Here is a 21674-nt window from a genome sequence, read left to right as displayed (position 1 = left end):
GGATGGCGACGGTCAGTTTCGGAGGTCTGGGCAACGGCATCGACTTCGGCCAGGTCGTGACCGAATTGGTGAAAATCCAACGCCTGCCGATCGATCGGCTGAACGAAAAGAAGACGGCGCTGCAATCCAAACTGACGGACCTCGGTTCGCTCGGCACCAAGCTGCTGGCGGTCCAGGGCGCTGCGGATGCCTTGCGGCTGGCAAGCTCATTTGATCGTACGAGCGCGACCGTCAGCGATGAGGACGTGCTGTCGGTCTCCTCCTCCTCTACGGCGGTCCAGGGCAGCTATCGGGTGCAGGTCACGCAGCTCGCCACCGCGCATCAACTCACGAACAAGGCGGCCAAGGCGGTTGCAAGTCTTACGGCGGACATCGTCGCCGGAACATCGGCCGCGGTGTCGTTCCGCGTGGGGACCGGCGCGGAGCAGACGGTGACCTTGGGAGAAACCGGCACGCTGGAGGACTTGCGCGCGGCCATCAACGACCTGGGCGCCGGCGTGACCGCATCCATCGTGAACTCCGGGACGGAACAGGCGCCCGCCTATCGGCTGGTGCTGACGGGAACCAGCACGGGCGCCGCCAATACCATTTCGATCACGGCTGACGGCACCGCGTTGGATCTGGCGAACACGTCCGGCACGGGAGGCGCCGACACGCTCCAAACGGCCCAGGACGCGGTGCTTGTCATCGGCAACCCCGCCCAGACCCAATTGACCATCCAACGAAGCGGAAACACCGTCACGGACGTCATCCCGGGCGTGACGCTCAACCTCAAAAAAGTCACGGCTGGATCGGACTCGGTCAACGTGTCCGTCAGCCTCGATACGGCGACCGTGAAGGACAACATCAAGAAGCTAGTCACCGCCTACAACGACGTGGTGAAATTCATTCATGAGCGGGCGACCTTCGATCCGACGACCTCGAAGGCGGGTATCTTAACGGGAGAATCGGCGGTTCGGACCACGCTGTCCACCCTGCGACAGGCCATCTCCGGCGAAGTGCCGGGTTTGTCCCCCTATACCAGCGTCGGCCAGGTGGGGTTCAAGACAGAACGGGACGGCACGCTCGCGCTTGATGAGGCCAAGCTGGATCACGCGCTCAGCACCGACTACGCCGCCGCGCGCGCCTTGTTTATTCGTCAGGCCTCGGTTGCCGGAGTGGCGCAGCGCGTCACGGAAGCCGTGGACCGGTTGGACGAATTGGAAACAGGCGTGGTGTCCTCCCGCAAGAACAGCCTGACTCAAGAAATCGAGAAAATGGCCGACAGTATCCAGCGGAAGGAAGACGAGTTGGCGGCGTACGAGGCCCGCCTGAGACTCCAATATGCGGGGCTGGATCGATTGCTTCGCCAGCTCCAGTCCCAAGCCGACTTCCTGCGCACACGAATCTCCTGATCGCACAGAGGTGCAATGCGAACGGCGGTCCAGCAGTACCAGCAAACCAGCGTGATGACGTCGTCCGGCGTGCAAGTGGTCGTGGTTCTCTACGACGGAGCGATTCAGGCCATGCTGCTTGCGCAGGAAAGCATCCGGGGAAATCGTCCGGCCGACAAGGCCCGATTCCTGCGGCGGGCCGTCAACATCGTGACCGAACTGTCCGACGTGCTCGATATGCAGCAGGGTGGAGACATCGCGGTGTCCTTGCGGCGTTTGTACGACTACATCTTGGCGGAACTGCTTCACGTCAATCTTCATCATCAGGCCTATCGCCTTGATGGTCCGGTCCGCTGTCTGACCACCTTGCGCGAAGCCTGGCAGAAACTCGCCGAAAGCGGCGCGGCCATCCATGCCCGAATCGAATGAATCCCTGACATCAGGGGCGTGGACGGACGGGATCGGCCGTCTCACAGTCGAGGCGCTGGAAGCCGCCGAACAGGGAGATTGGGAACGCGTCTCAGCCTGTTATGACGCGCGCCGGGCGTGGTTCGCGCACAACGTGGTGATGCCGAACCTGGCTCATGCGCTCCTGGCCATGGACGAGGCCATCATGACGCGCGCGCGCGTGGCGCAGGCCGCGCTGCACCAACAACTCGTGGACGCGCAGGCCGCACGGTCCCGGTGGAAGTCCTATTTCTCTACGATCATGGACGGCCGACCAGTCGGCGAACATCTCGATCGGCGCAGCTAACCTGGGGAAGCCGGCTCATGTCCTCGCCATTGACGGATGCCGGGGAATTCGATCGACGGGGGTGGCAGCGCATCGATGACCGGCTGCTTCTGGAATATCGGTTGCTCGGCCAGCCTTCCGCCTGCACCGTTTCCGGAACGGATACACGAAGCGTGACGGCCATCCATGACTTCGTGTCTGCGCCGACGGACCGTTTGCTGAACCACATCAGCCCCGACGATCCGCAGGCGTTGCTCATCCCCTGGCTCATGAAGATCGATTGGGCGCTGGCCTTGCTGATCGGAGCGCTGGCGCAGACCGTGCCCGGCGGGTTGCCGCTGCCGAAAATGACGCCGGTCAACATCAGCGCGACCGGGATCAGCTTCCCGACCGGCCAGCGGTTCCACGAGGGCGATCACATTGAAGTGAAACTGATTCTGCCGCCGTTCTTTCCGATTGTCGCTGTTGCGGAAGTCAGTCGCGTGACCGAAGCCGGTGCCTCGGAAGGAAACGAGTACTTCATCGGGGCCCGGTTTCTCGACATCAGCGCCGATCATCAGGAACACCTCATCCGCCACATCCTTCACGTCCAGGCGGAGCAGCAACGCGGACGACAACGGGCGGCAGGCCTGTCGCACGCCTAATCCCCGTCGGCGTCAGAGCCACGGCTCGCTCCTTCAGGAGTCATCTTAAGTTTCCCCGCTGTCCGCCGATAACACACAACAGGAACGGCCATTCATGCCCGCGATCAACCAACGGCCGGGTGGAGCCCACGGTCATGTCACAGACTGAAATCCTCACCGTCCCCGAAGTCGCGCACCTGCTTCGCGTGCCGAAATCCACGGTGTACAAGCTGGCGAGGCTTGGGCAGATTCCCGCGTCCAAAATCGGAAAACACTGGCGTTTTGTGCGCCGAGACCTCGATGAATGGGTGCACCGGGCGGCGCGCACGGCGTAGTGTGCCGGACGTGTCCTGGTTGGCTCTCGATCGTGTCTTCATGCGGCGCCATGAATAAGTGGACGGACGGAACGGAACGGAACGGAATGGATGTCTGCCGCAGCCGTGTCGTTCCGCGTGGGTTGGTGTAAGGGGACAAAGATCGCATGGACATTCTAACCGTGCTGGGCGTGGTCGTGGCCCTCGGGTCCATCCTGGGCGGGCAAGCCCTGGAAGGCGGGCACGTGGGTTCGATCATGCAGTTGACGGCGTTCATGATCGTCATCGGCGGGACGATCGGCGCCTGTTTCGTGCAAAACCCTCTCCCCGTGGTCGTGAAGAGCTTTGCGCTGCTCTCGTTGGCGCTGTTCAATCCCAAGCACGATCCCAAGGCGCAGATGAAGCATGTGGTCGAGTTGGCTCAGGTGGCCAGGAAGCAGGGATTGCTGGCCTTGGAAGGCAGGATCAAGGACATCAACGATGCCTTCTTCGCGAAGGGACTGCAATTGATCGTGGACGGCACGGAAGCGAAGATGGTCCGGGAAATCTTGGAAGTCGAGGTCGAACACCATGAGGAGGAGGGGACGGCCGCGGCCAAGGTATGGGAAGCTGCGGGAGGGTATGCGCCGACGGTCGGGATCCTGGGAGCCGTGTTGGGTTTGATTCACGTGATGGAGAACCTGGCCGATCCCTCAAAGCTCGGCAGCGGGATCGCCACGGCCTTTGTGGCGACGGTGTACGGGGTGGGCGCCGCCAACCTGTTGTTTCTGCCGTTGGGCAACAAGATCAAGATGAAAATCAAGCAGGAGACGGCGATGCGGATGATGTTGATCACAGGGCTGGTGGGGATCGCTTCGGGAGAAAATCCCCGTCAATTGGAGGAGAAGCTCGCCGGATTCATCGGCGGAGGACAAGCCCACGAGAAGAAGAAATAGATGGCCAAGCACAAGCACGAAGAGCACGAGAACCATGAACGGTGGCTGGTGTCGTATGCCGACTTCATCACGCTTCTGTTCGCCTTCTTCGTGGTCATGTATTCCATTTCATCCGTCAACGAAGGCAAATTCAGGGTGGTGAGCGAATCGATCCAGGCGGCGTTGAAGCCGGTCGTCAGCACGCCGGTCTCCGACAAGGTGTTCGACATGGGCGCGCACAAGTCGTCGCTGGTGCCGGTTCTTCCCCAAAAGACCATCCTGGTTCGGAAAATACAGGAGGTGTTGTCCAGTCGCAGCCGCGATTTCCATTTCATCGAACATGTGGCGATTGCCGAAACGGATCAAGGCGTCCTGATCACCATCGCCGACAGCATGATGTTCGAGAGCGGACAAGCCGAGTTGCGTCCAGAGGCGCTGCCGTTGCTCCAGGCCTTGGCCGATGTGCTGATCGATCAGGCTCCGAAAGAAGTACGGGTTCAGGGGCACACCGACAATGTGCCGATGCAAACCCCGCAATTTCCGTCGAACTGGGAATTGTCCACCGCGCGGGCGGCATCAGTCGTGCGGGCGCTGAGCGAAGTCTATGCCGTGCCTGCCGGATGTCTTTCCGCGACCGGCTTCGCCGAATTCAAACCGCTCTCGGACAATACGACGCTGGACGGCCGAGCCAAGAACCGCCGAGTTGAACTCTTGGTCGTCATGAATGAGTAGCCCGCATCGGTAAGCCTGCATCCGCGCTCCCTTCTTCCTGCATGACCGAAAAGCCTCCTGAAAACCTGCGAAATATCGGTTGATTTGATTCGGGATAGGACCGAACGTCTCTATTTCTCGCCGATGCAGATGGTGCTATGATACCGTCCGATTTCACGGCCACACAGAGCACCAGAGTCCCATCTGCCTTCACTTCCTGCGAAGGAGTTGAGGGTCCGATACATGGCCGAACCGAATCTTCCTGCATCCCACCTGGTCAGTCTCGGGCGTCCTGGGGTTGACTCTGTGCCCGCCGGTTTGGTTGACTCTGCTGCACAGAGGATCGCGGCGTGATTGTTCGAGGCACCGAGGCTCTCCCGTACCCCTCCCGCAAAGAATTTCAGCAATTGCGGGACATCATGTATCAGACGCAGTCGGTGGATTCCCCGTCCCGCCTGTCCGTCTTGACGGCGGCGGTTGGCTCCATCATCCCGCACCAATTTTCGGCCTGCGGCGCATTCAGCGTCAGAAAGTGCGAATTGCAAATCGGCCATTCGAGCTATGGCGAGGAGTTTTCGTATTTGTATGCGTCGCGCGGGTTTCTGACCGACCCCTCAATCCAACTGATGCAAACAACCCGGTTCGGATTCGTGACCAGCGAGGATGCGCCCGCCATCGTGGTGCCCAGAGAAGTCACGAGCCTCAAGCTGGACTTCGGCATCAAGAGCTGCCTCTCGGTCGGGATTCGCGGGGTCCTGGGCGCCTGTACCTATTTCGCATTCAGCAATTTCGACCACAAGGCGATGCCCAAGCTGCGGGCGATCATGCAGATCATCTCTCCCCATTTTCACCTCGCCTACCTCCGAGCGTTGACGACTCCCGATCAACCGCCGGTCGAGACGCCGCCGGCTCACCTGACCAAACGCGAGGAGGAAATCATGCGTTGGGTGGCCGAGGGGAAGACGAACTGGGAGATCTCGGTGATCTTGGGCGTGAGCCTGAATACCGTGAAATTCCACCTCAAGAATATCTACGAGAAGCTGGGAGGGGTGGAAAACCGCTGGAGCGCCATCGCCAACTGGCAGTCGCAACACAACGAACTCCTCCTCCCGTCCGTCCGTGCGCACTGTCATTCCGCCGCCACATCCTAATCCCCCATCGTTCAGTCCCGTCGAGCCGCCGTCACGTCTGATCCCACAGTTCCTTGCAAGCCTGCGGATGTTTCGCCGTCTTCCGGTCACCCTTTCGCCGCGCGCGCCATCGTGTCCCGTTCTCCCACACCCCACGACCTACCCGGGTGGGTAGGTTACAACGGCGGCTCCGTCTTTGTAGAGTCCCGCCAAGCCGCGCGAGCGGAGAAGACTCATGCACCAAGGAGGCGCACCCATGGTTTCCTCATCCTGTCACGCGACGCAATCCACCGAACTCAGAACGTTGGTTGATTTGCTCCAGCAGCGGCGGACCCGTCGTTTTGGCTGCGGAATGGAACTGCCGGCGGGCCCGCTTCGCTACCGCAGCGAGTTGCCGCCGATCCCGCTGACGGCCGACGAGCTGCACTACCTCCTCTTTGCCGGCGTCGGAGAAACGGGCCCGCACTTGGCCGACATGCAGTATGTCCGTCGCCCCGGCTACGAGGACGGTCAAGGCATGGCCATCATGGGATTTCGCGGGCGCACGGTTCCCAGCGCCTGTGCAGCCAATACGACGAGGCTCTTCTTGTCGAACGACGATGGGGTGTTCTACGTGTCTGGCGTGCCGCATCCGAACAGCGGCGCGGGCCCGAACCTCGTGCGCCTCCAATCAAGCCGCTTGGACATCCCCAGACAATTGCCGTTCATGCTGTCCTTCAACCAATGGTACGCCAACCGCCCGGGCACGCAGTTCATCGTGCCGGTGACCGAGGTGGCGCGGGTCTATATGAATTTGCTGCTCGTGCTGCTGAGCGAGGAGTACGGATATTTCATCGTGGATACCGACAACGGCAACGCCGGCTGCGGTCTGGATGAATTCCGAAAAAGCCGAGGCGGCCATCTCCACGACGATCCCGGCGCGCGGCGGATGATGACGCTGCGCGACCTCGACGCGGCGATCAGCGACACGGCGCTTCAGGAACAGGGCGCGGTCTGCCAGAACATGTTTCTGATGGAGCAGGCCATCGGGTTGGGCGGCGGCATTCAGAGCGTCGGGAGCGGACGTCATCTGCTGGGGTGGGAGCCGGAAATCTATCCAGGCCTCGGATTCTTGTTTGCGCCGTCCTTGGTGCCCGGCGCGCGATCCAACCCGGTCGGCATTCCCGACGTCTGGGAAGGCCCCTGCCCGCCGTTCGCGCCCTCTATGGAAGTCGCCGTGCGGAATCTCGTGTACTCCAAGTTCGGCGCCAGCGGCATCTACCCCAATCCGGCCACCTGGCCCTGGATCCCCCGCCAGCAAGAGCAGGAGGTCCAGCCGCACAGCCCGCGCACGGTCGAAGCGGCGATTCGATTTTGCGAGTACGTCTACCGGACCTACGGGCGCTTCCCAGCCCATGTGGATGCCTTCAAGACGGTCATCGCGTTTCAAGCCCACCATGTCGACGTCGGGTTCTACGAGAAATTTTATCCCCAGGACGCCTTGGGGGAGACCCACCGGGAACATATGGCGGTCTGGCACGGTGCGGAACAGAAGTGAGGACGGTCAAACGGATCTGTCGGTTTGGTGAATCTCACCAGAGGAGGATGAGCCATGAGCCAGTCGCGTCGAGTCGTGATTACGGGATTGGGTGTGGTGTCGCCGTTGGGCTGTGATCTCAAGACGTTTTGGCATTTGCTCTGCCGGGGGGAATCGGGGATCCGGCCAATCGAATCCTTCGAAACCTCCTCGTTCAAGTCCTGTCTGGCGGGAGAGGTGCGGGACTTCGACGCCACGGATTTCATCCCGCCCAAGCAGGCCCGGCGCATGGGCCGGGTGTCGCATTTTGCGGTGGCGTCGGCCTTGATGGCCGTGCGCGACGCGGATCTTGACCTGGATGCCGAGGACCGCTCCGGGATGGCGATCAGCTTCGGCACGTCCGTGGGCGGACTCCGGGAAGCCTTTGCCGCGCACGATTGCATGTTGCGCAAGCAACATCTCCACCCCTTCACCATGACCGCCACGTTCCCCAACGCGGTCTCCGCCGAAGTGGCCATCGCGCTTGGCGTCCACGGCGAGTGCGAAACCTATTCGATCGGCTGCTCCTCCACGGCGAACGCCATCGGCCGGGCCTACGACCTGATTCGTTCGCGAGACGTGGACCTGGTCATTGCGGGCGGAGCCGAAGCTCCGTTGCACCCGACCATCCTGTCGGCCATGGAGGCGGGGCGGACCCTGGCGCCGGACTACCAGGGATCGGTGCGGAACCTGCCGCGTCCGTTCGACCGGACCCGATCCGGCATCGTCATGGGCGAGGGAGCCGGCTGCGTGGTGCTCGAAGAATACGAGCATGCGGTCCGTCGCGGCGCGCACATCTATGCCGAACTTGAAGGGTGGGCCTTCACCTGCGACGCCCATTCGATGGCCAAGCCCATGGAGTCCGGAGGGGAGCAGCAGCGCGCGATCGAGCAGGCGCTCATGGCCGCCCACTGGTTTCCTGAGGAGGTGGAGTATGTCAACGCCTGCGGACTCGGCAGCGTGGAACTGGACGCCATCGAAACGAAGGCGATCAAGCAGGCGATGGGCGCGCATGCGTACCGGGTGCCCGTGAGTTCCCTCAAGGGCGCCTTGGGCCATGCGTTTGCCGCCAGCGGCGCCTTTCAAGTGATCAGCACCGTGCTGTCTCTGGAATATCAGTTTGTGCCGCCGACGTTGAACTTGACCGAGCCGGACCCAGACTGCGATTTGGATTATGTGCCGGGCCACGGCCGGCCGGCCGCGATCCAGCGGGCGCTCATCAACAGCTTCGGATTCGGCGGCAAGAACATCGTGTTGGCGCTGTGTCGGGCTGAGAGCGCGGAGGCGCGTCGCCTGGTCCCGGCCGACATGGATTGGGAAGGAGCGCTCAGCATCCCGATGGGGGCTGCCGTGGCCAAGAGCGCGGTTACGGCTCACCCACGCCTGTCTTCCTGACGGGCGGTCGCGCGGTCTCGATGAGCGGGCATGCGGGCCGGGCGGGAGGGGCGTCGAAGATGTTCCCTCCTGCCCCTGCCGCGAGCAGGGCAAACCGGCTGGTTCCATACTGTTCGTGAGGAGTGGCGAGTCGGCCATGAAGGAGCGATCCGTCGGGCGAGCAGGAGTTGCATGATGCGCCCACTCAGTCTTGATCTGGCGGCGTCCGGGCGTGCGGCCCTGTTGTCGTTCGTGAGCCATACCCCGGCAGCCGTGGCGATCCTGGATACAGAGTTGCGGTATGTGGCTGTGAGCCAGCGTTGGCTGGACGACTATAAATTGGGGGATCGCCACATCATCGGCGAACACCATTATGATGTGTTCCCGGAAATCCGGTCCATGCCGGCCTGGCAGGAGATTCATCGACGCTGCCTCGCGGGCGCCGTCGAACGCTGTGACGGCGAGTCGTTTCTGCGCCACGACGGCAGCCGGGACTGGGTCCGTTGGGAAGTCCGGCCCTGGTACGGCGAAGAGGGGGCGGTCGCCGGCCTTGTCATGTTTACCGAGGTGCTCACCGATCAGCGGCGCGTCCAAGAGGCGGTGCGCGAAAGCGAAGAGCAATACCGGAGCCTCTTCGAATCCGCGCCGGACGCGTTGTTGGTGATCAGCTACGACGGGATCATCCGGGACGCCAATCCCGCGGCCTCGATGCTCTATGGGTATTCCAGGGAGGAGTTTCTTGGCCTGTCATGCCAGCACCTCGTCCATGCTGATTCCTATGCCCATGTCGAGCAAGCAGCGGCCGCGGTGGCGGAAGGGCGCACCTTCGACTCGGAATGCGTGGATCGAAGAAAAGACGGCACCCTCTTTCCCGTTGAAGTCCGAACGTCGCCGTTCCGCCATCGGGGCGAGCCGGTCATGCTGAGCGCGGTGCGGGACATCAGCGAGCGCAAGCGGGCCGAACAGTTGCTCCGCGACAACGAAGAGCGGTACGCGCGGGCCACCGCCGCGGGACGGGTCGGAGTCTGGGAATATGACTTTCTCACCGGCCGATACCAGGGAGATCCCAACCTCAAGGCGCTGTTCGGCTATCGAGCGGATGAGCTCGATGAGAATCCCGTGACCTGGTTCAACCTCATCCATCCCGAAGATCGGCGGCTGGCCATGGACGCCACCGTCGCGATCATCGATCGTCTGACGGACGACTATGAATGCCTGCTGCGGATGCTTCACAAGGATGGGTCGATCCTCTGGACGCACGTTCGAGGCTCGGCCGCCCGGAACGGCGACGGTCGCGCAGTCAAACTGGTGGGGACGACCGTGGACGTCACCTCTCGGAAGCTCGCGGAGGAAGCGAATGCGGTGTTGAGGCGGGCGATCGACACCGCCATGGAGGGGATGGCTCTGCTGGACAAGACCGGCACCTATACCTATATGAACCGCGCGCACGCCGAGCTGTACGGGTATGATCAGGGGGAGTTGATCGGCAAGACCTGGAAGGACATCACCCCGCTCGAATGGGTGGCCGACTATGAGCAGGAGTTCTTTCCGGTCCTGCTGCGGGAGGGGCGCTGGCGCGGCAAGGTCACGGGGAAGCACCGAGACGGCTCGCAGTTTCCGGTCGAAGTCTCGCTGTCGAGCGTAGTGAATGCCGCCGGCGTATGCGACGGGTACATCTGCACCTGTCACGACCTGACCGATCGCATGCGTGCGGAAGAGGCCTTGCGGCGCAGCGAGGCCCAGTACCGCTCGTTGGTCGACAACCTCAGAGACATCGTCTACCTGCTGTCGCCGGTCGGCCGGATCCTGTCCATCAATCCCGCGTTTGAAACGCGAACCGGCTGGTCGCGACAGGACTGGGTGGGGCAGCCGTTTGCCGAGCTGGTGCATCCGGACGACCGTGAGCGGGCGGTCCGCTCCATGGAGGACATCTTATCCGGCGTCAAGGACAACCGGGTGGAACTGCGCCTGCGGAGGCAGGACGGGCAGTGGCTGTCGGTCGAGTGCGCGGGAGGGGTCCATCATGAGAATGGGACCGTCATCGGGATTCTGGGCATTGCCCGCGACATCACCTTGCGACGGAAGGCGGAAGAGGCGCTGAGGGAGACAGAACTGCGGTTGCAACGGATCACGGACGCCATTCCCGGCGCGGTCTACCAATACCAATTGAATCCGGACAGGACCGATCGCTTCCTGTTCATGAGCCGCGGCGTCAAGGAGATTCTGGGAGTGGAGGCCGGCGTGGTCATGCACGATGTCCGACAGGCTTGGCGGCTTGGGCTGCCTGAGGATCTGGGCGCGCTCCAATTGTCCATCCTACAGTCCGCGGAGCGGTTGTCTCCCTGGGGGCATGAATTCCGCGTGCGGTTGGACGATGGCTCGATCAAATGGCTCAGAGGGGATTCGATTCCAGAGCCGCTTCGCCCGGACGGGAGCATCATTTGGAACGGCATCCTGACCGATATCACCGATCGAAAGCGGGCGGAGGAACGGTTGCTCCAAGTGGCCAAGGGCGTGTCCGCCACCACGGGCGAAGCGTTCTTCCATTCGCTGGTGGAACACCTCTGTACGTCGTTGGACGCCGAGTATGCCTTTGTCGCCACTCCGCATCCGACCAATCCGGCTGTGATCCGGACGATCGCGGTCTTCGGGCGAGGGCAGCGGTTGCCCAACTTCGACTATCCCTTGAACGGCTCGCCGTCCGAGACCGTCATCGGGCAATCGGTGCGGATGTACGACCAGCGGGTCACCGAACAGTTCCCGGACGATCCCCTGCTCGTCCGATTCGAAGTGGAAAGTTACGTCGGCGCGCCGCTCGACGATAGCAGCGGCCGCCCGCTGGGGGTCCTGGCTGTGATGAAATGCACCCCGCTGTTCCGGCGTGAAGAGGCCCGATCGCTGTTGGCGATCTTTGCCAGCCGAGCCGCCGCTGAGTTGGAGCGCCAGCGGGCCGAACAGGCCCTGCGCGCGAGCGAAGCGCGGTTCCGGACGTTCGCCGATACGGTCAACGATGTGTTTTGGATCATGAATCCGGATCCGCTCAGACTCGTCTATATCAATGATGCGTTCGAGCGGTTGTGGGGTTGCCCGGTCGCGGAGCATTATCGCGACCCGCACCATTGGCTGTCCGCGGTCCATCCGAACGATCGGGACCGGGTGGCGCAGGCATTCGAGCGGTGGATGGCCGGGGCGCCGTCGTACGACGTGGAATATCGCATCGTCAGGCCGGATCGAACGGAGCGCTGGATTCATGATCGCGGCCAACGGGCCACCGACGATCGCGGAACGGTGACGTTGCTGGTCGGCATCGCGCGGGATATCACTGAGCAGAAGAAGGCGGAACAGGCGCTCAAGGCGACGACCCAACTGCTGCAGACGCTGGTGGATGCCTCCCCGCTCGCGATCATCGTCCGGGACAACGACGGCAAGGTGGCGTCGTGGAATCTGGCGGCGGAAGCGATGTTCGGATGGAGCGCGGAAGAGGCCGTCGGTCGTCCGTTGCCCTTCGTGCCCGCCAGTATGGAACAGGAATCGCGCGCGATCTGGGAGGAAGCGGCAAGGGAAGAGGCGGTCAGGGATGTGCACGTGGTCGGCAAACGGCGGGACGGCAAGGTGCTGGAGCTGGCCTGTTGGGTGCGGGCGCTCACGGACAGCGAGGGGAGGCCGATCGGGTACCTGGGCCTGCTGACGGACGTGACCGAACGAAAGTTGCTGGAGCGACGCCTCCGCCATGCCGATCGGCTGGCGACCTTGGGCACCATCGTGGCGGGCGTGGCGCACGAGCTGAACAACCCGCTGTTTGTGATCACCGGGCATTTGCATCTGATCGAACGCAAACTCGAAAAGGGGCAGTTGAAGGCCTTGCGCCAGGAATTGGGCGCCGCGCAGGAGGCCGCGGCGCGCGCCACGACCATCGTGAACCATTTCTTGAGCAGCGCGCATTCCTCCACGGGGCGTCGGGAGCACTGCAACCTGGAAACCATTGTGCGTCAGGCGCTGCTCCTGGTCCGGGCGGACTTGCGGTCGCGCCAGATCCGCGTGGAGACGGAGTTCGAGCCCGATCTGCCGGCGGTGTCCGCCGATCCGCAATCGATGCTGCAAGTCCTGCTCAATCTGCTCACCAACGCGCGGCAAGCCATCGATCCGGTCGGCGGCAGGGGCGTCATTCGCGTCAGCCTCTCGGAAGAAGAGCATCAGGGGGCCCGCGTCGTGGTCTGCCGCGTCCAGGACAACGGCACCGGCATTCCTGCCGAGCATGTGCCTCATATTTTCGATCCGTTCTATACGACGAAGCCGGTGGGAGAAGGCACGGGCCTCGGATTGGCCATCTGTTATCGCATCGTCTCCGAACTCTGCGGCACGATCGTCTGCGAGAGCCGCCCGGGGGAGGGCGCCAGTTTCACCGTCCGACTGCCCGCATTACAAAGGCCCGGCCTGAGCCCATCCTGCTCCGAACCGTCCGCGAGCAGCGGGGCCAGGAGGCGCGGACGTGCTCACGAAGAGGAGTCCTAGCTGATGCCGACAACCGCCGCCCGCATCCTGGTGGTCGATGACGATCCCCATATTTTGGGAATGCTCGAAGGCTACCTGAAGGAAGAGGGGTATGAGCCCGTCACCGCCAACAGCGCGCAGGCCGCGGCCGCCATCGTCCGCCGCGACCATCCGGACCTCGTGATTCTCGACATGCGCCTGTCCGACGGGACGGGGCTCGATTTGCTCAAGTCGCAACTGCTTCCCGAGCTTGGGCCCTATCGGGTGATCATGCTGTCGGGCTTTGTGAGTCAGAAAGACGCCGAAGAAGCGGTGCAGGCCGGCGCCTTCGACTATATCACCAAGCCGGTCACCCTTCCGAAATTGGGCATCACGATCCGCAACTGTCTCCGTCTCCAGGAACTGACCCACGAGGTGGCCACCTTATCGGGAGACGGGGTGAAACCATTCGCGCTGAGCGCCATCGTCGGGATGAGTCCGGCCATTCTCGAGATGATCGAGCACATCAAGCGGGTGTCATCGTACGACGTGCCGGTGCTGATTCTCGGAGAGAGCGGGACGGGAAAGGAATTGGTTGCGCGGGTCTTGCATGGATTGAGCACCAGGCGCCACGCGCCGTTTTTGCCGCTGGACTGCGGGGCCATTCCCCAGGATCTGGTTGAATCGGAACTGTTCGGCCATGAAGCCGGCGCCTTCACCGGCGCCACGCAGGCCAGGTCCGGACGGATCGAGCGGGCCGACGGCGGGACGCTGCTGCTCGACGAAGTGGGCAATCTGCCGCTGGCCGTTCAAGCCAAATTCCTCCGGGTGCTGCAATTCAAGGAATTCGACCGGCTTGGTGGACGGCACACCGTCCAGGCCGATGTCCGGATTCTGGCCGCGACCAACGCCAACCTCGACGAGATGGTGGAGCAAGGGACGTTCCGACGGGACCTGTATTTTCGCCTGAACACCGTGACGATCCGGGTACCTCCCCTTCGAGAGAGGACGGAGGACATTCCGCTGCTGGCCCACGTGTTTCTGATGGAGGCCAACCGGACATACAAGACGAGGGTGCAAGGTATTGCGACGGACGCCTTGCGATTGCTGGAGCAACATCGGTGGCCCGGCAATGTCCGTGAGTTGGAAAATTCGATCCGCGCCGCGGTGATTCTGGCCGACCGGATCATTCGCCCGCCGCATCTTCCCGCGGCGGTCCGTGGCCGCGCCCAGGCCGGCGAACCGTCGAGTGACTCGGGGGAACGGCTCACCGGACGAGGCCGTCGGCCGATCGGCGACCTCTCGTTGGCGGAAATCGGACGCTATGCGGCGGAAGAGGCGCAGCGGGCCGCCGTGATGCAGGTGTTGGAAGACACCGGGTGGAACAAAGCCGAAACCGCCCGTCGGCTGCGGATCGATTATAAGGCGCTCTATCTGAAACTCCAGCGTTGGGGGCTGCGGGCGCCCAAGCTGTGACAAGGTTCGGTCCGTCGTACCGACATGGGCGGGATAGGCGCGTGGGGCCTAATGAATGGGGGTCTGGTACCATGGTCACCGGACCATAGTGGAAGGGTGTTTGATCCAGATGCACCATGCGATTCGATCAGAGCAGGATGTCCCAGATGTCGAGACCCATTCATCGTGCTTTGTATATCAACGGCTTGTGAAGTCATCCTCAAAAGAGAATTCCGGAGAAGTCGAATGGTCTTGTGGCACGGCACGTGCTTTACAGGTTGGGTTTAAGGAGTGGAGAAGGGAGTTATATGCGAACACGTCTTCATAATGTCCCGACTGATGACAGTAGCAGCGGCGGACTGAAACGGATCAAAGTCTTGGTCGTGGATCCGTTGGAACTTGAACGGATCGGCATGCGCAGCGTCTTGGACCGGCATCCGGACATCGTCGTGGCGGATGAGGCGGTCAGTTGGGAAGAGGCCGTTCCGAAGCTCGCGCGGCTCCATCCGGATGTCATCATCATGGACATCTCGTTGTCCAACGCGGGCTTGCTTGACGAGGTGAATGACACGTTGGCCCGCCATCCGGGAACGAGGGTCCTGTTCTTTGCCCATGGGTTCGAGGAGTCGACCTTGGCAGCCATCGTGCGGGCCGGCGTTCACGGCTGCCTGTTGAAGCATATCTCGTCCGAAGAATTGGTCCGCGCGGTGCGGATCGTCGCGTCCGGCGACAGCATCATCGATCCGCGGCTGACCGGCACCCTGTTCGGGATGATTCGCGACACCAGGGATTCCGGGCGGCGGCGCACCCCCTTGTCGGCCCAGGAGCGGCGGCTGCTGCCGTTGGTGGCCCAGGGACTCACCAATAAAGAGATCGCGCGGGAGATGAAGCTCAGCGACAAGACGGTCAAGAACTACCTCGTGAGCATGTACAAGAAGTTGAACATTTGCCGGCGCAGCCAGGCCGCGGCCCTCTATTCCCGCACGCTGCTTATGCAGCAATCGTCCCTGCCCGGCTCACGGACGCTGTCGTCCCCGGCGGTCCTGCCTCCCGAACGTTTGGCCCGAATGCCCATGGGACCGCATGGCACACTGGTCAAGGTCTGACCGTCGCGCGGATCTTCATGGCTTCTGGTCAGAACCCTCCGGCCGCTCCAAACGGAGCGTCCGGCTCATGCTGAGCGGAACCGACGGCCTCCTCCCCTCCGAGCCGATTCTCACGCTTGGTTAGAGCCAGACTCGGGCAAGTGCCCGATATCGCGGCGTTTGGAAAAAAGATCCGATGCCGCGCACCCCGCTGCCTTGATCGCCTCCTCTCTCACCCTCTTGAGAAAGAGCAGCCGGATCGCAATTCCGGCGCGGGGCCACGACCGGCGCGCCTTCGCACAGGCTGGGCTTGCCTCGACCATGAGCCGAGTCCTTGAGGGGACTTTTCCTCTTTGAAGAGGACTTTTCTCTTGTTGTAGAATGCGTTGATTTCACACCACACTCGATGGATCTGCTCGTCCATGGGTGGGCGAGCCCTGAGTCTGGTCAGACGTCTCGCTGTGAGGCGAGCGGTTTACATGTCATGGGAGGACCAATGAAGATTGGACGGACGGAATCGAGGGGAACAGTCGGATGGTGGATTGGCGGGGTGGCCATGGCGGGTCTTGCGCTGACGACGGGGCTCGGAGCCATCGGGGTTCCTGCCGGACAAGCTGCCGTGCCCGCCGCGTTCTCCCAAGGGTTCTCCGAAATCGTCAAAAGGGTGACGCCCGCAGTCGTCAACATTGCGGTGACGGGTGGGGAAGGGCGGCGGGAGGGGCGCCGGCAGATTCCACCTGGTCCGTTCGGCGGGCCTCCCGGAGGGCCGCCCGGTGAAGAGCCGCCGGGCATGGAACCGCCTGGTCCTCCGATCCCAGGGCCCCACGGCAGGCCGGAGCAGAGCGCGGGATCCGGCGTCATCATCGATGCGGCCGGCCATATCGTCACGAACAACCATGTGGTGGAAAATGCCTCCCAGATTACGGTCACGCTGAGCGATAAGCGTGAATTCCCCGGGAAGGTCGTGGGGACGGACCCCAAGTCCGATCTGGCCGTCATCAAGATCGACGCGCCGAATTTGCCGAGTCCGCTGAAATGGGCGGACTATGACAAGCTGCAGGTCGGAGACGTCGTGCTCGCGGTCGGGAGCCCCTTCGGGCTGAGCAGCACGGTCACGCTAGGCATCATCAGCGCGCTGGGCCGCGGGAACGTGGGCATCGCCGACTATGAGGATTTCATCCAAACCGACGCCGCGATCAACCCCGGCAACTCCGGGGGCGCCCTGGTGAACATGGACGGCGAGTTGATCGGCATTAACACGGCGATCTTCTCCCGCACCGGTGGCTCCGAGGGAATCGGGTTCGCCATTCCCAGCACGATCGCCGTCGATATCGTGGACAGTTTGACCCGCACCGGCAAGGTCGTGCGGGGCTGGATGGGGGTCGCGATTCAGGAAATCACCCCGGCGTTGGCCAAGTCGTTCAAGATTCCGGAAAACCGGAAAGGGGTGTTGATCAGCGACGTCAACGAGAACGGCCCGTCCTTTGCGGCCGGGATCAAGCGCGGGGATGTCGTGGTCTCGTTCAACGGGAAAGAAGTGCAGAGCGTCAGCCAGCTCCGAAACCTGGTCGCCCGCACGATCGTGGGGAAGGATGCCGAGATCAAGATTTTGCGGGACGGGAAGGAACAGGTGCTCAACGTGAAGGTGGCCGAGCGGCCCTCCGATGAGATGCTGGCGCGGCGGGAGCCTGGCCCTCCGGCGGCCCCCGAGCCCGCCAAGCTGCCCGATAACGTGCTGGCGGCGCTGCGCGTGCAGCCGCTTGATGCCGCCATGCTCAGCCAGTTCAACCTCCCGGCGAAGACCGCCGGGGTGTTGATCAGCTCGGTCGAGTCGGGGACCGCGGCGGAAGCGGCGGGCTTGCAGCGAGGCGACGTGATCCAGGAGGTGAACCGGGAGCCCATCAAAACCGTGGAGGACTATAGCAAGGCGTCGGCCAAGGTCAAGAAGGATGAGCCGGTCGTCCTGTTGTTGAGCCGGCAGGGGAACACGCTTTTCGTCGCGGTGAATCCCAAGTGAGCAAGGCCTTGGTCTCTCGGGGAAGTGGCATGTAGCCGCTATGGCGCAAGACAACGGACGAGAAAAAAAGCCCTCCAAAGCGTGGGAGTGGCTTCAGGATAAGGTCTTCCGTCCGCTGGAAGACAAGAAGATGCCGGTCATGGAGCACCTGGTGGAGCTCCAGGCGCGGCTGACCCGGGCCGTGCTGGTGACCGGCGTCGTGTTCGTGGTCACCTTCTTTTATGCGGACACGCTGGTGAAGTGGATCCGGGTGCCCCTTCAGAACATGTTCGTGCCTCGGACGCTGGAGTGGGTCCCTACTGATCTGCCGGCTGTCCCGTTCATCTTTCTTGCCCCGGCGGAGGCGCTTTGGCAGAACGTCAAGGTGGCCGGGCTTTTCGCGGTCGTCCTGGCGGCGCCGTACATCCTCTTCGAGTTGTGGCAGTTCACCGTGCCAGGCCTGCACGTGCAGGAGCGGCGGTTCGTGGGCCCCTTCGTGCTCTTCAGTTCGCTCGCGTTCTATGCGGGAGTCCTGTTTTCCTTTTTCTTCGTGCTGCCGTTTGCATTGAACTTCCTGATCTCCTACGGCGTGAACGCCGGGTTCATTCCGCAACTGTCGATTGCCCAGTACGTGGGGTTTGCCCTCTGGTTCCTGCTGGTGTTCGGCATGATTTTCGAGGTGCCGCTCGCCATCACGCTCATGGCAAAGCTGGGGTGGGTCGATGCGCCCTTTCTGAAACGCTACCGCAAATGGGCGTTTCTGGCCGCCTTCATTTTTGCCGCGATCCTGACTCCCACGCCGGATCCCTTCAACCAATGTCTGATGGCGGTCCCGATGTACGTTTTCTACGAGGTCGGAATCATCAGCGCCGGGTTCTTCAACAAGAAGAAACGGATGGAGGCGGAACAGGAGAAGGAGCCGGCCGGAGGAGTGCCGGCCCCAGCCCAAGGACAAGCCGGATCGAAGCTGGCGCGACCGGGTGGAAAGTCGGAAGACGAGTATGTGGCCGTTCCCAGCGGCGTCGGCCGTTCGTGATCCTGCAGGCCCATGCTTCAGGTTGCCGTGATCGTGGTCAGCAGCAAGATCGCCACCGGGAGCGAAACGGATACGGGCCGCGCCGCGCTGGAACAGATGGTGGCGGAGATTCCAGGCAAAGTGGCACTCTATGAAGTGGTACCGGACGACCGGCGAGCAGTGGCGGAGCGGCTGGCCGCCATCGCGGACGCCGGGCAAGCCGACGTGATTCTCACGATCGGAGGAACGGGCGTCCGTCCCACAGATTGGGCGCCGGAAGCCACCAGGGACGTCGTCGGCAAGGAAATACCCGGAATCGGCGAGGCGATGCGGCAGGAGAGCGTCAAAAAAGTGAAGACGGCCATGCTATCGCGGGGCACCGCGGGCATCCGGGGCGGCACATTGATCGTCAATCTGCCGGGCAGTCCACGGGGGGCGAAAGACAACCTGGGCGTGATTCTGCCGATTCTCGAACATACGGTGGAGAAGATCCGCAAGCAGACGGCGAGTCACCAACGCTGAGCCGATCCGAGGCCCATCGGGGCGGTCACGTATAAAGGACACACCATGCCGAAGGAATTGAATATCATCAACGCTCCGGGATCGGGTAACGGAGATGTCTGCACCTATCTCTGGGCCTGCGCGATCTGCGACGAAACCGAACGATGCCAAAAGGACAAGGAAGGCCACAGCCGCTGGCTCGTGGCCAAGCGAATGGAGCGCATCGAATACAAGGTCCTCGTGATGAGCAACAAGGGCGGGGTCGGGAAGAGCACCGTCACCACCAACCTGGCCGTCAGCCTGGCCTTGAAAGGCTGGCATGTCGGGATCTGCGATCTGGACATTCACGGGCCCAACATTCCCAAGATGGTCGGCGCAGAAGGGCAAAAGCTCAAGATCAGCACGTCCGGCGGGATCATTCCGTTTCAGGCGTACAACCTGAAAATCGCCTCGATGTCGTTCCTCCTCCAGAATAGCGACGATCCCATCATTTGGCGCGATGCCTATAAGTATGAGTTCATCAACCAATTGCTCGGGGGCGTCGAGTGGCAGGACCTCAACTTCCTGCTGATCGATCTGCCGCCGGGAACCGGAAACGAGTCGGTCACGACGATCGACCTGCTCGGCGGCGTGAGCGGGGCCGTGATTGTGACGACCCCGCAGGAAGTGGCCCTGCTGGATTCCCGCAAGTCCGTGTCGTTCTGCCGGGACAGCGAGGTGCCCATCATCGGCATCGTGGAAAACATGAGCGGGCTCGAGTGCCCGCATTGCCATCATCACATCGAGGTCTTTCGCAAAGGAGGCGGAGAAGCCTCGGCGCTGGATATGGGCGTGCCCTTCCTTGGGCGCATCCCCCTGGACCCCGACGTCGTCACGCAATCGGACGCGGGGGAACCCTTCGCCATGTTCTATTCCGACACCGCCACCGCCGACGCTTTCCATGGCATTGCGAACAAAGTGGAGGCGTTCTGCAAGAAGGCGGGGTCGCTGGTGAATATCGCCCCGCGGCATCACCTTAAGTAAGACCGAGGACTGAGAGAGGGGAACTGAGGACCGAACGAAGAGGAACAGACTTTCGGGTATCGGCTCGGATCTCGGTTCTCAGCACTCAGTCCTCAATGTAGGGCGTATGCAAGGTCTGACACCGTTAGAAGAAGCTCAACGGATCGTGCTTGAGGCGGCCAAGCCCCTCGGGTTGGAGAAGATCCCGATTCTGGACACGTTGGGCCGCGTGCTCGGCGAAGACATCGTCGCGCAACGGGACAATCCGCCCTGGGACAATTCCGCGATGGACGGGTTTGCCGTCCGGTGGGAGGACATCAAGCAGGAGCACGCGATCACCAAACCGGTGGAATTGACGATTGTCGAAGACGTGCCGGCCGGGAAGATGCCCGCCAAGAGCGTGGGGCCGGGGCAAGCCATCCGGATCATGACGGGGGCGCCGGTGCCGAGCGGGGCCGATACGGTCATCAAGGTGGAGGACACCGAGCACACGCCCGACATGGTGCGCGTGTTCAAGCCGGAACCCCGCGGGGCAAACATCCGCCCGCAGGGCGAAGACGTGAAGAAGGGCGAACGGATTATTGCCAAGGGCACGCCCATCCGTCCCGGCGAAGCCGGCATGCTCGCCATCCTGGCGCGATCGTTTGTCGTCGTCTACCAGCGGCCGCGGGTCGCGATTCTGTCCACCGGAGACGAACTGGCGGATCTCGACGAGCGGTTCAGCGAGGACAAGATCATCAATTCGAACAGCTACGGCATCGCCGCAGCCGTGCAGGAAGCCGGCGGCATCCCCATCCTGTTGGGAATTGCCAAGGATAATCCGGCGGCGCTGACCGAAAAGATCTCCCATGGGCTCAACGCGGACATTCTCGTGCTTTCGGGCGGGGTGTCGATGGGGGATTATGATTTCACAAAGGCGGTGTTCCGCGACCTCGGCGCCGAGATGAATTTCTGGAAGCTGGCCATTAGGCCCGGCCAGCCGTTGGCCTTTGGGAAGATTCAGGGGAAGCTGGCCTTCGGGCTGCCGGGCAATCCGGTGTCGTCCATGGTCACGTTCGAGCAACTGGTGCGTCCCGCCATGTTGAAAATGGGCGGCCATCGCAGCTACGGGCGTCCGGTCGTTCAGGCGCAGTTCCAGGAAAAATTTTCCAAGCGAAACGATCGCCGTCATTTCCTGCGAGGCATTCTCACCAGGGAGCAGGGCGTGTTTCACGTCCGGACGACCGGCGATCAAGGCTCCGGGATTCTGACCTCGATGGTGAGGGCCAATTGCTTGATCGATGTGCCAACCGAGGTGGAGCGGGTGAATCCGGGCGATTGGGTGAACGTGCAGGTGCTCGGCGGGTCCTTCTGGACCCATGACGTTGGGTCTCAGCCGTCAACAGGCCACCGGCAGTCCTGTTGCTGAAGGGAAAAAGGAGCG

18 protein-coding genes are annotated in these 21674 nt (G+C 62.5%); all 18 read left to right on the top strand.

Going from position 1 to position 21674, the window contains the following annotated elements; translation table 11 throughout:
- Window positions 1–2: 2 nt before the first annotated feature.
- The 18 genes from fliD to QWI75_RS16385 all read left to right on the top strand — a co-directional run bounded on the left by fliD (window position 3) and on the right by QWI75_RS16385 (window position 21659).
- Window positions 3–1394, top strand: coding sequence for a flagellar filament capping protein FliD (gene fliD, locus QWI75_RS16470; RefSeq protein ID WP_289269789.1), 1392 nt, complete (start codon window positions 3–5; stop codon window positions 1392–1394).
- Window positions 1395–1409: 15 nt separating this feature from the next.
- Window positions 1410–1802, top strand: coding sequence for a flagellar export chaperone FliS (fliS, locus tag QWI75_RS16465; protein ID WP_289269788.1), 393 nt, complete (start codon window positions 1410–1412; stop codon window positions 1800–1802).
- Window positions 1786–2127: a hypothetical protein gene (locus tag QWI75_RS16460; RefSeq protein WP_289269787.1), complete on the top strand. Its 342-nt coding sequence runs from the start codon at window positions 1786–1788 to the stop codon at window positions 2125–2127. Before fliS ends, QWI75_RS16460 begins: the two co-directional genes overlap by 17 nt.
- A gap of 17 nt (window positions 2128–2144) precedes the next feature.
- Window positions 2145–2750: a PilZ domain-containing protein gene (locus tag QWI75_RS16455; RefSeq protein ID WP_289269785.1), complete on the top strand. Its 606-nt coding sequence runs from the start codon at window positions 2145–2147 to the stop codon at window positions 2748–2750.
- 134 nt (window positions 2751–2884) lie between these two features.
- On the top strand, window positions 2885–3064 hold the full coding sequence (locus QWI75_RS16450) for a helix-turn-helix domain-containing protein (protein WP_289269783.1): 180 nt from the start codon (window positions 2885–2887) through the stop codon (window positions 3062–3064).
- A 146-nt stretch (window positions 3065–3210) separates the two neighbouring features.
- A complete protein-coding gene (locus QWI75_RS16445; RefSeq protein ID WP_289269781.1) occupies window positions 3211–3978 on the top strand; it encodes a flagellar motor protein in 768 nt (255 codons plus the stop codon).
- Window positions 3979–4689 carry a flagellar motor protein MotB gene (locus tag QWI75_RS16440; protein ID WP_289269778.1) on the top strand — a complete coding sequence of 237 codons (711 nt, stop codon included), beginning with the start codon at window positions 3979–3981 and terminating at the stop codon, window positions 4687–4689.
- A gap of 329 nt (window positions 4690–5018) precedes the next feature.
- Window positions 5019–5819, top strand: a complete 801-nt coding sequence (locus tag QWI75_RS16435; protein WP_289269776.1) for a LuxR family transcriptional regulator — start codon at window positions 5019–5021, stop codon at window positions 5817–5819.
- 235 nt (window positions 5820–6054) lie between these two features.
- Complete coding sequence (locus QWI75_RS16430; protein WP_289269774.1) at window positions 6055–7335, top strand: hypothetical protein; 1281 nt, start codon at window positions 6055–6057, stop codon at window positions 7333–7335.
- Window positions 7336–7389: 54 nt separating this feature from the next.
- Window positions 7390–8748: a beta-ketoacyl-[acyl-carrier-protein] synthase family protein gene (locus QWI75_RS16425; protein ID WP_289269771.1), complete on the top strand. Its 1359-nt coding sequence runs from the start codon at window positions 7390–7392 to the stop codon at window positions 8746–8748.
- A 171-nt stretch (window positions 8749–8919) separates the two neighbouring features.
- Complete coding sequence (locus tag QWI75_RS16420; RefSeq protein ID WP_289269770.1) at window positions 8920–13239, top strand: PAS domain S-box protein; 4320 nt, start codon at window positions 8920–8922, stop codon at window positions 13237–13239.
- Window positions 13240–13242: 3 nt separating this feature from the next.
- Entirely contained in the window at window positions 13243–14673 is a 1431-nt protein-coding gene (locus QWI75_RS16415; RefSeq protein ID WP_289269767.1) for a sigma-54-dependent transcriptional regulator, read from the top strand.
- A 287-nt stretch (window positions 14674–14960) separates the two neighbouring features.
- Window positions 14961–15758, top strand: a complete 798-nt coding sequence (locus QWI75_RS16410; RefSeq protein ID WP_289269766.1) for a LuxR C-terminal-related transcriptional regulator — start codon at window positions 14961–14963, stop codon at window positions 15756–15758.
- A 475-nt stretch (window positions 15759–16233) separates the two neighbouring features.
- On the top strand, window positions 16234–17754 hold the full coding sequence (locus QWI75_RS16405; RefSeq protein WP_289269764.1) for a Do family serine endopeptidase: 1521 nt from the start codon (window positions 16234–16236) through the stop codon (window positions 17752–17754).
- Window positions 17755–17794: 40 nt separating this feature from the next.
- The gene (gene tatC / locus QWI75_RS16400) at window positions 17795–18769 is read left to right on the top strand and encodes a twin-arginine translocase subunit TatC (protein WP_289269762.1); all 975 of its coding nucleotides are present in this window, start codon (window positions 17795–17797) and stop codon (window positions 18767–18769) included.
- A gap of 12 nt (window positions 18770–18781) precedes the next feature.
- Entirely contained in the window at window positions 18782–19270 is a 489-nt protein-coding gene (locus tag QWI75_RS16395) for a MogA/MoaB family molybdenum cofactor biosynthesis protein (protein ID WP_289269760.1), read from the top strand.
- A gap of 45 nt (window positions 19271–19315) precedes the next feature.
- Window positions 19316–20272 (top strand): Mrp/NBP35 family ATP-binding protein, encoded by a 957-nt coding sequence (locus QWI75_RS16390; protein ID WP_289269757.1) that lies wholly within the window; start codon window positions 19316–19318, stop codon window positions 20270–20272.
- A gap of 106 nt (window positions 20273–20378) precedes the next feature.
- Complete coding sequence (locus QWI75_RS16385) at window positions 20379–21659, top strand: molybdopterin molybdotransferase MoeA (RefSeq protein WP_289269755.1); 1281 nt, start codon at window positions 20379–20381, stop codon at window positions 21657–21659.
- Window positions 21660–21674: the final 15 nt, after the last annotated feature.

The organism is Nitrospira tepida, assembly GCF_947241125.1.
In the GTDB taxonomy this organism is placed as follows: Bacteria; Nitrospirota; Nitrospiria; order Nitrospirales; family Nitrospiraceae; genus Nitrospira_G; species Nitrospira_G tepida.
This window is presented reverse-complemented; position numbering and strand designations above follow the sequence as displayed.

Coding starts and splice junctions, on each gene's coding strand:
- fliD (WP_289269789.1), top strand. CDS start 3: ATGGCGACGGTCAGTTTCGGAGGTCTGGGCAACGGCATCGACTTCGGC.
- fliS (WP_289269788.1), top strand. CDS start 1,410: ATGCGAACGGCGGTCCAGCAGTACCAGCAAACCAGCGTGATGACGTCG.
- QWI75_RS16460 (WP_289269787.1), top strand. CDS start 1,786: ATGCCCGAATCGAATGAATCCCTGACATCAGGGGCGTGGACGGACGGG.
- QWI75_RS16455 (WP_289269785.1), top strand. CDS start 2,145: ATGTCCTCGCCATTGACGGATGCCGGGGAATTCGATCGACGGGGGTGG.
- QWI75_RS16450 (WP_289269783.1), top strand. CDS start 2,885: ATGTCACAGACTGAAATCCTCACCGTCCCCGAAGTCGCGCACCTGCTT.
- QWI75_RS16445 (WP_289269781.1), top strand. CDS start 3,211: ATGGACATTCTAACCGTGCTGGGCGTGGTCGTGGCCCTCGGGTCCATC.
- QWI75_RS16440 (WP_289269778.1), top strand. CDS start 3,979: ATGGCCAAGCACAAGCACGAAGAGCACGAGAACCATGAACGGTGGCTG.
- QWI75_RS16430 (WP_289269774.1), top strand. CDS start 6,055: ATGGTTTCCTCATCCTGTCACGCGACGCAATCCACCGAACTCAGAACG.
- QWI75_RS16425 (WP_289269771.1), top strand. CDS start 7,390: ATGAGCCAGTCGCGTCGAGTCGTGATTACGGGATTGGGTGTGGTGTCG.
- QWI75_RS16420 (WP_289269770.1), top strand. CDS start 8,920: ATGATGCGCCCACTCAGTCTTGATCTGGCGGCGTCCGGGCGTGCGGCC.
- QWI75_RS16415 (WP_289269767.1), top strand. CDS start 13,243: ATGCCGACAACCGCCGCCCGCATCCTGGTGGTCGATGACGATCCCCAT.
- QWI75_RS16410 (WP_289269766.1), top strand. CDS start 14,961: ATGCGAACACGTCTTCATAATGTCCCGACTGATGACAGTAGCAGCGGC.
- QWI75_RS16405 (WP_289269764.1), top strand. CDS start 16,234: ATGAAGATTGGACGGACGGAATCGAGGGGAACAGTCGGATGGTGGATT.
- tatC (WP_289269762.1), top strand. CDS start 17,795: ATGGCGCAAGACAACGGACGAGAAAAAAAGCCCTCCAAAGCGTGGGAG.
- QWI75_RS16395 (WP_289269760.1), top strand. CDS start 18,782: ATGCTTCAGGTTGCCGTGATCGTGGTCAGCAGCAAGATCGCCACCGGG.
- QWI75_RS16390 (WP_289269757.1), top strand. CDS start 19,316: ATGCCGAAGGAATTGAATATCATCAACGCTCCGGGATCGGGTAACGGA.
- QWI75_RS16385 (WP_289269755.1), top strand. CDS start 20,379: ATGCAAGGTCTGACACCGTTAGAAGAAGCTCAACGGATCGTGCTTGAG.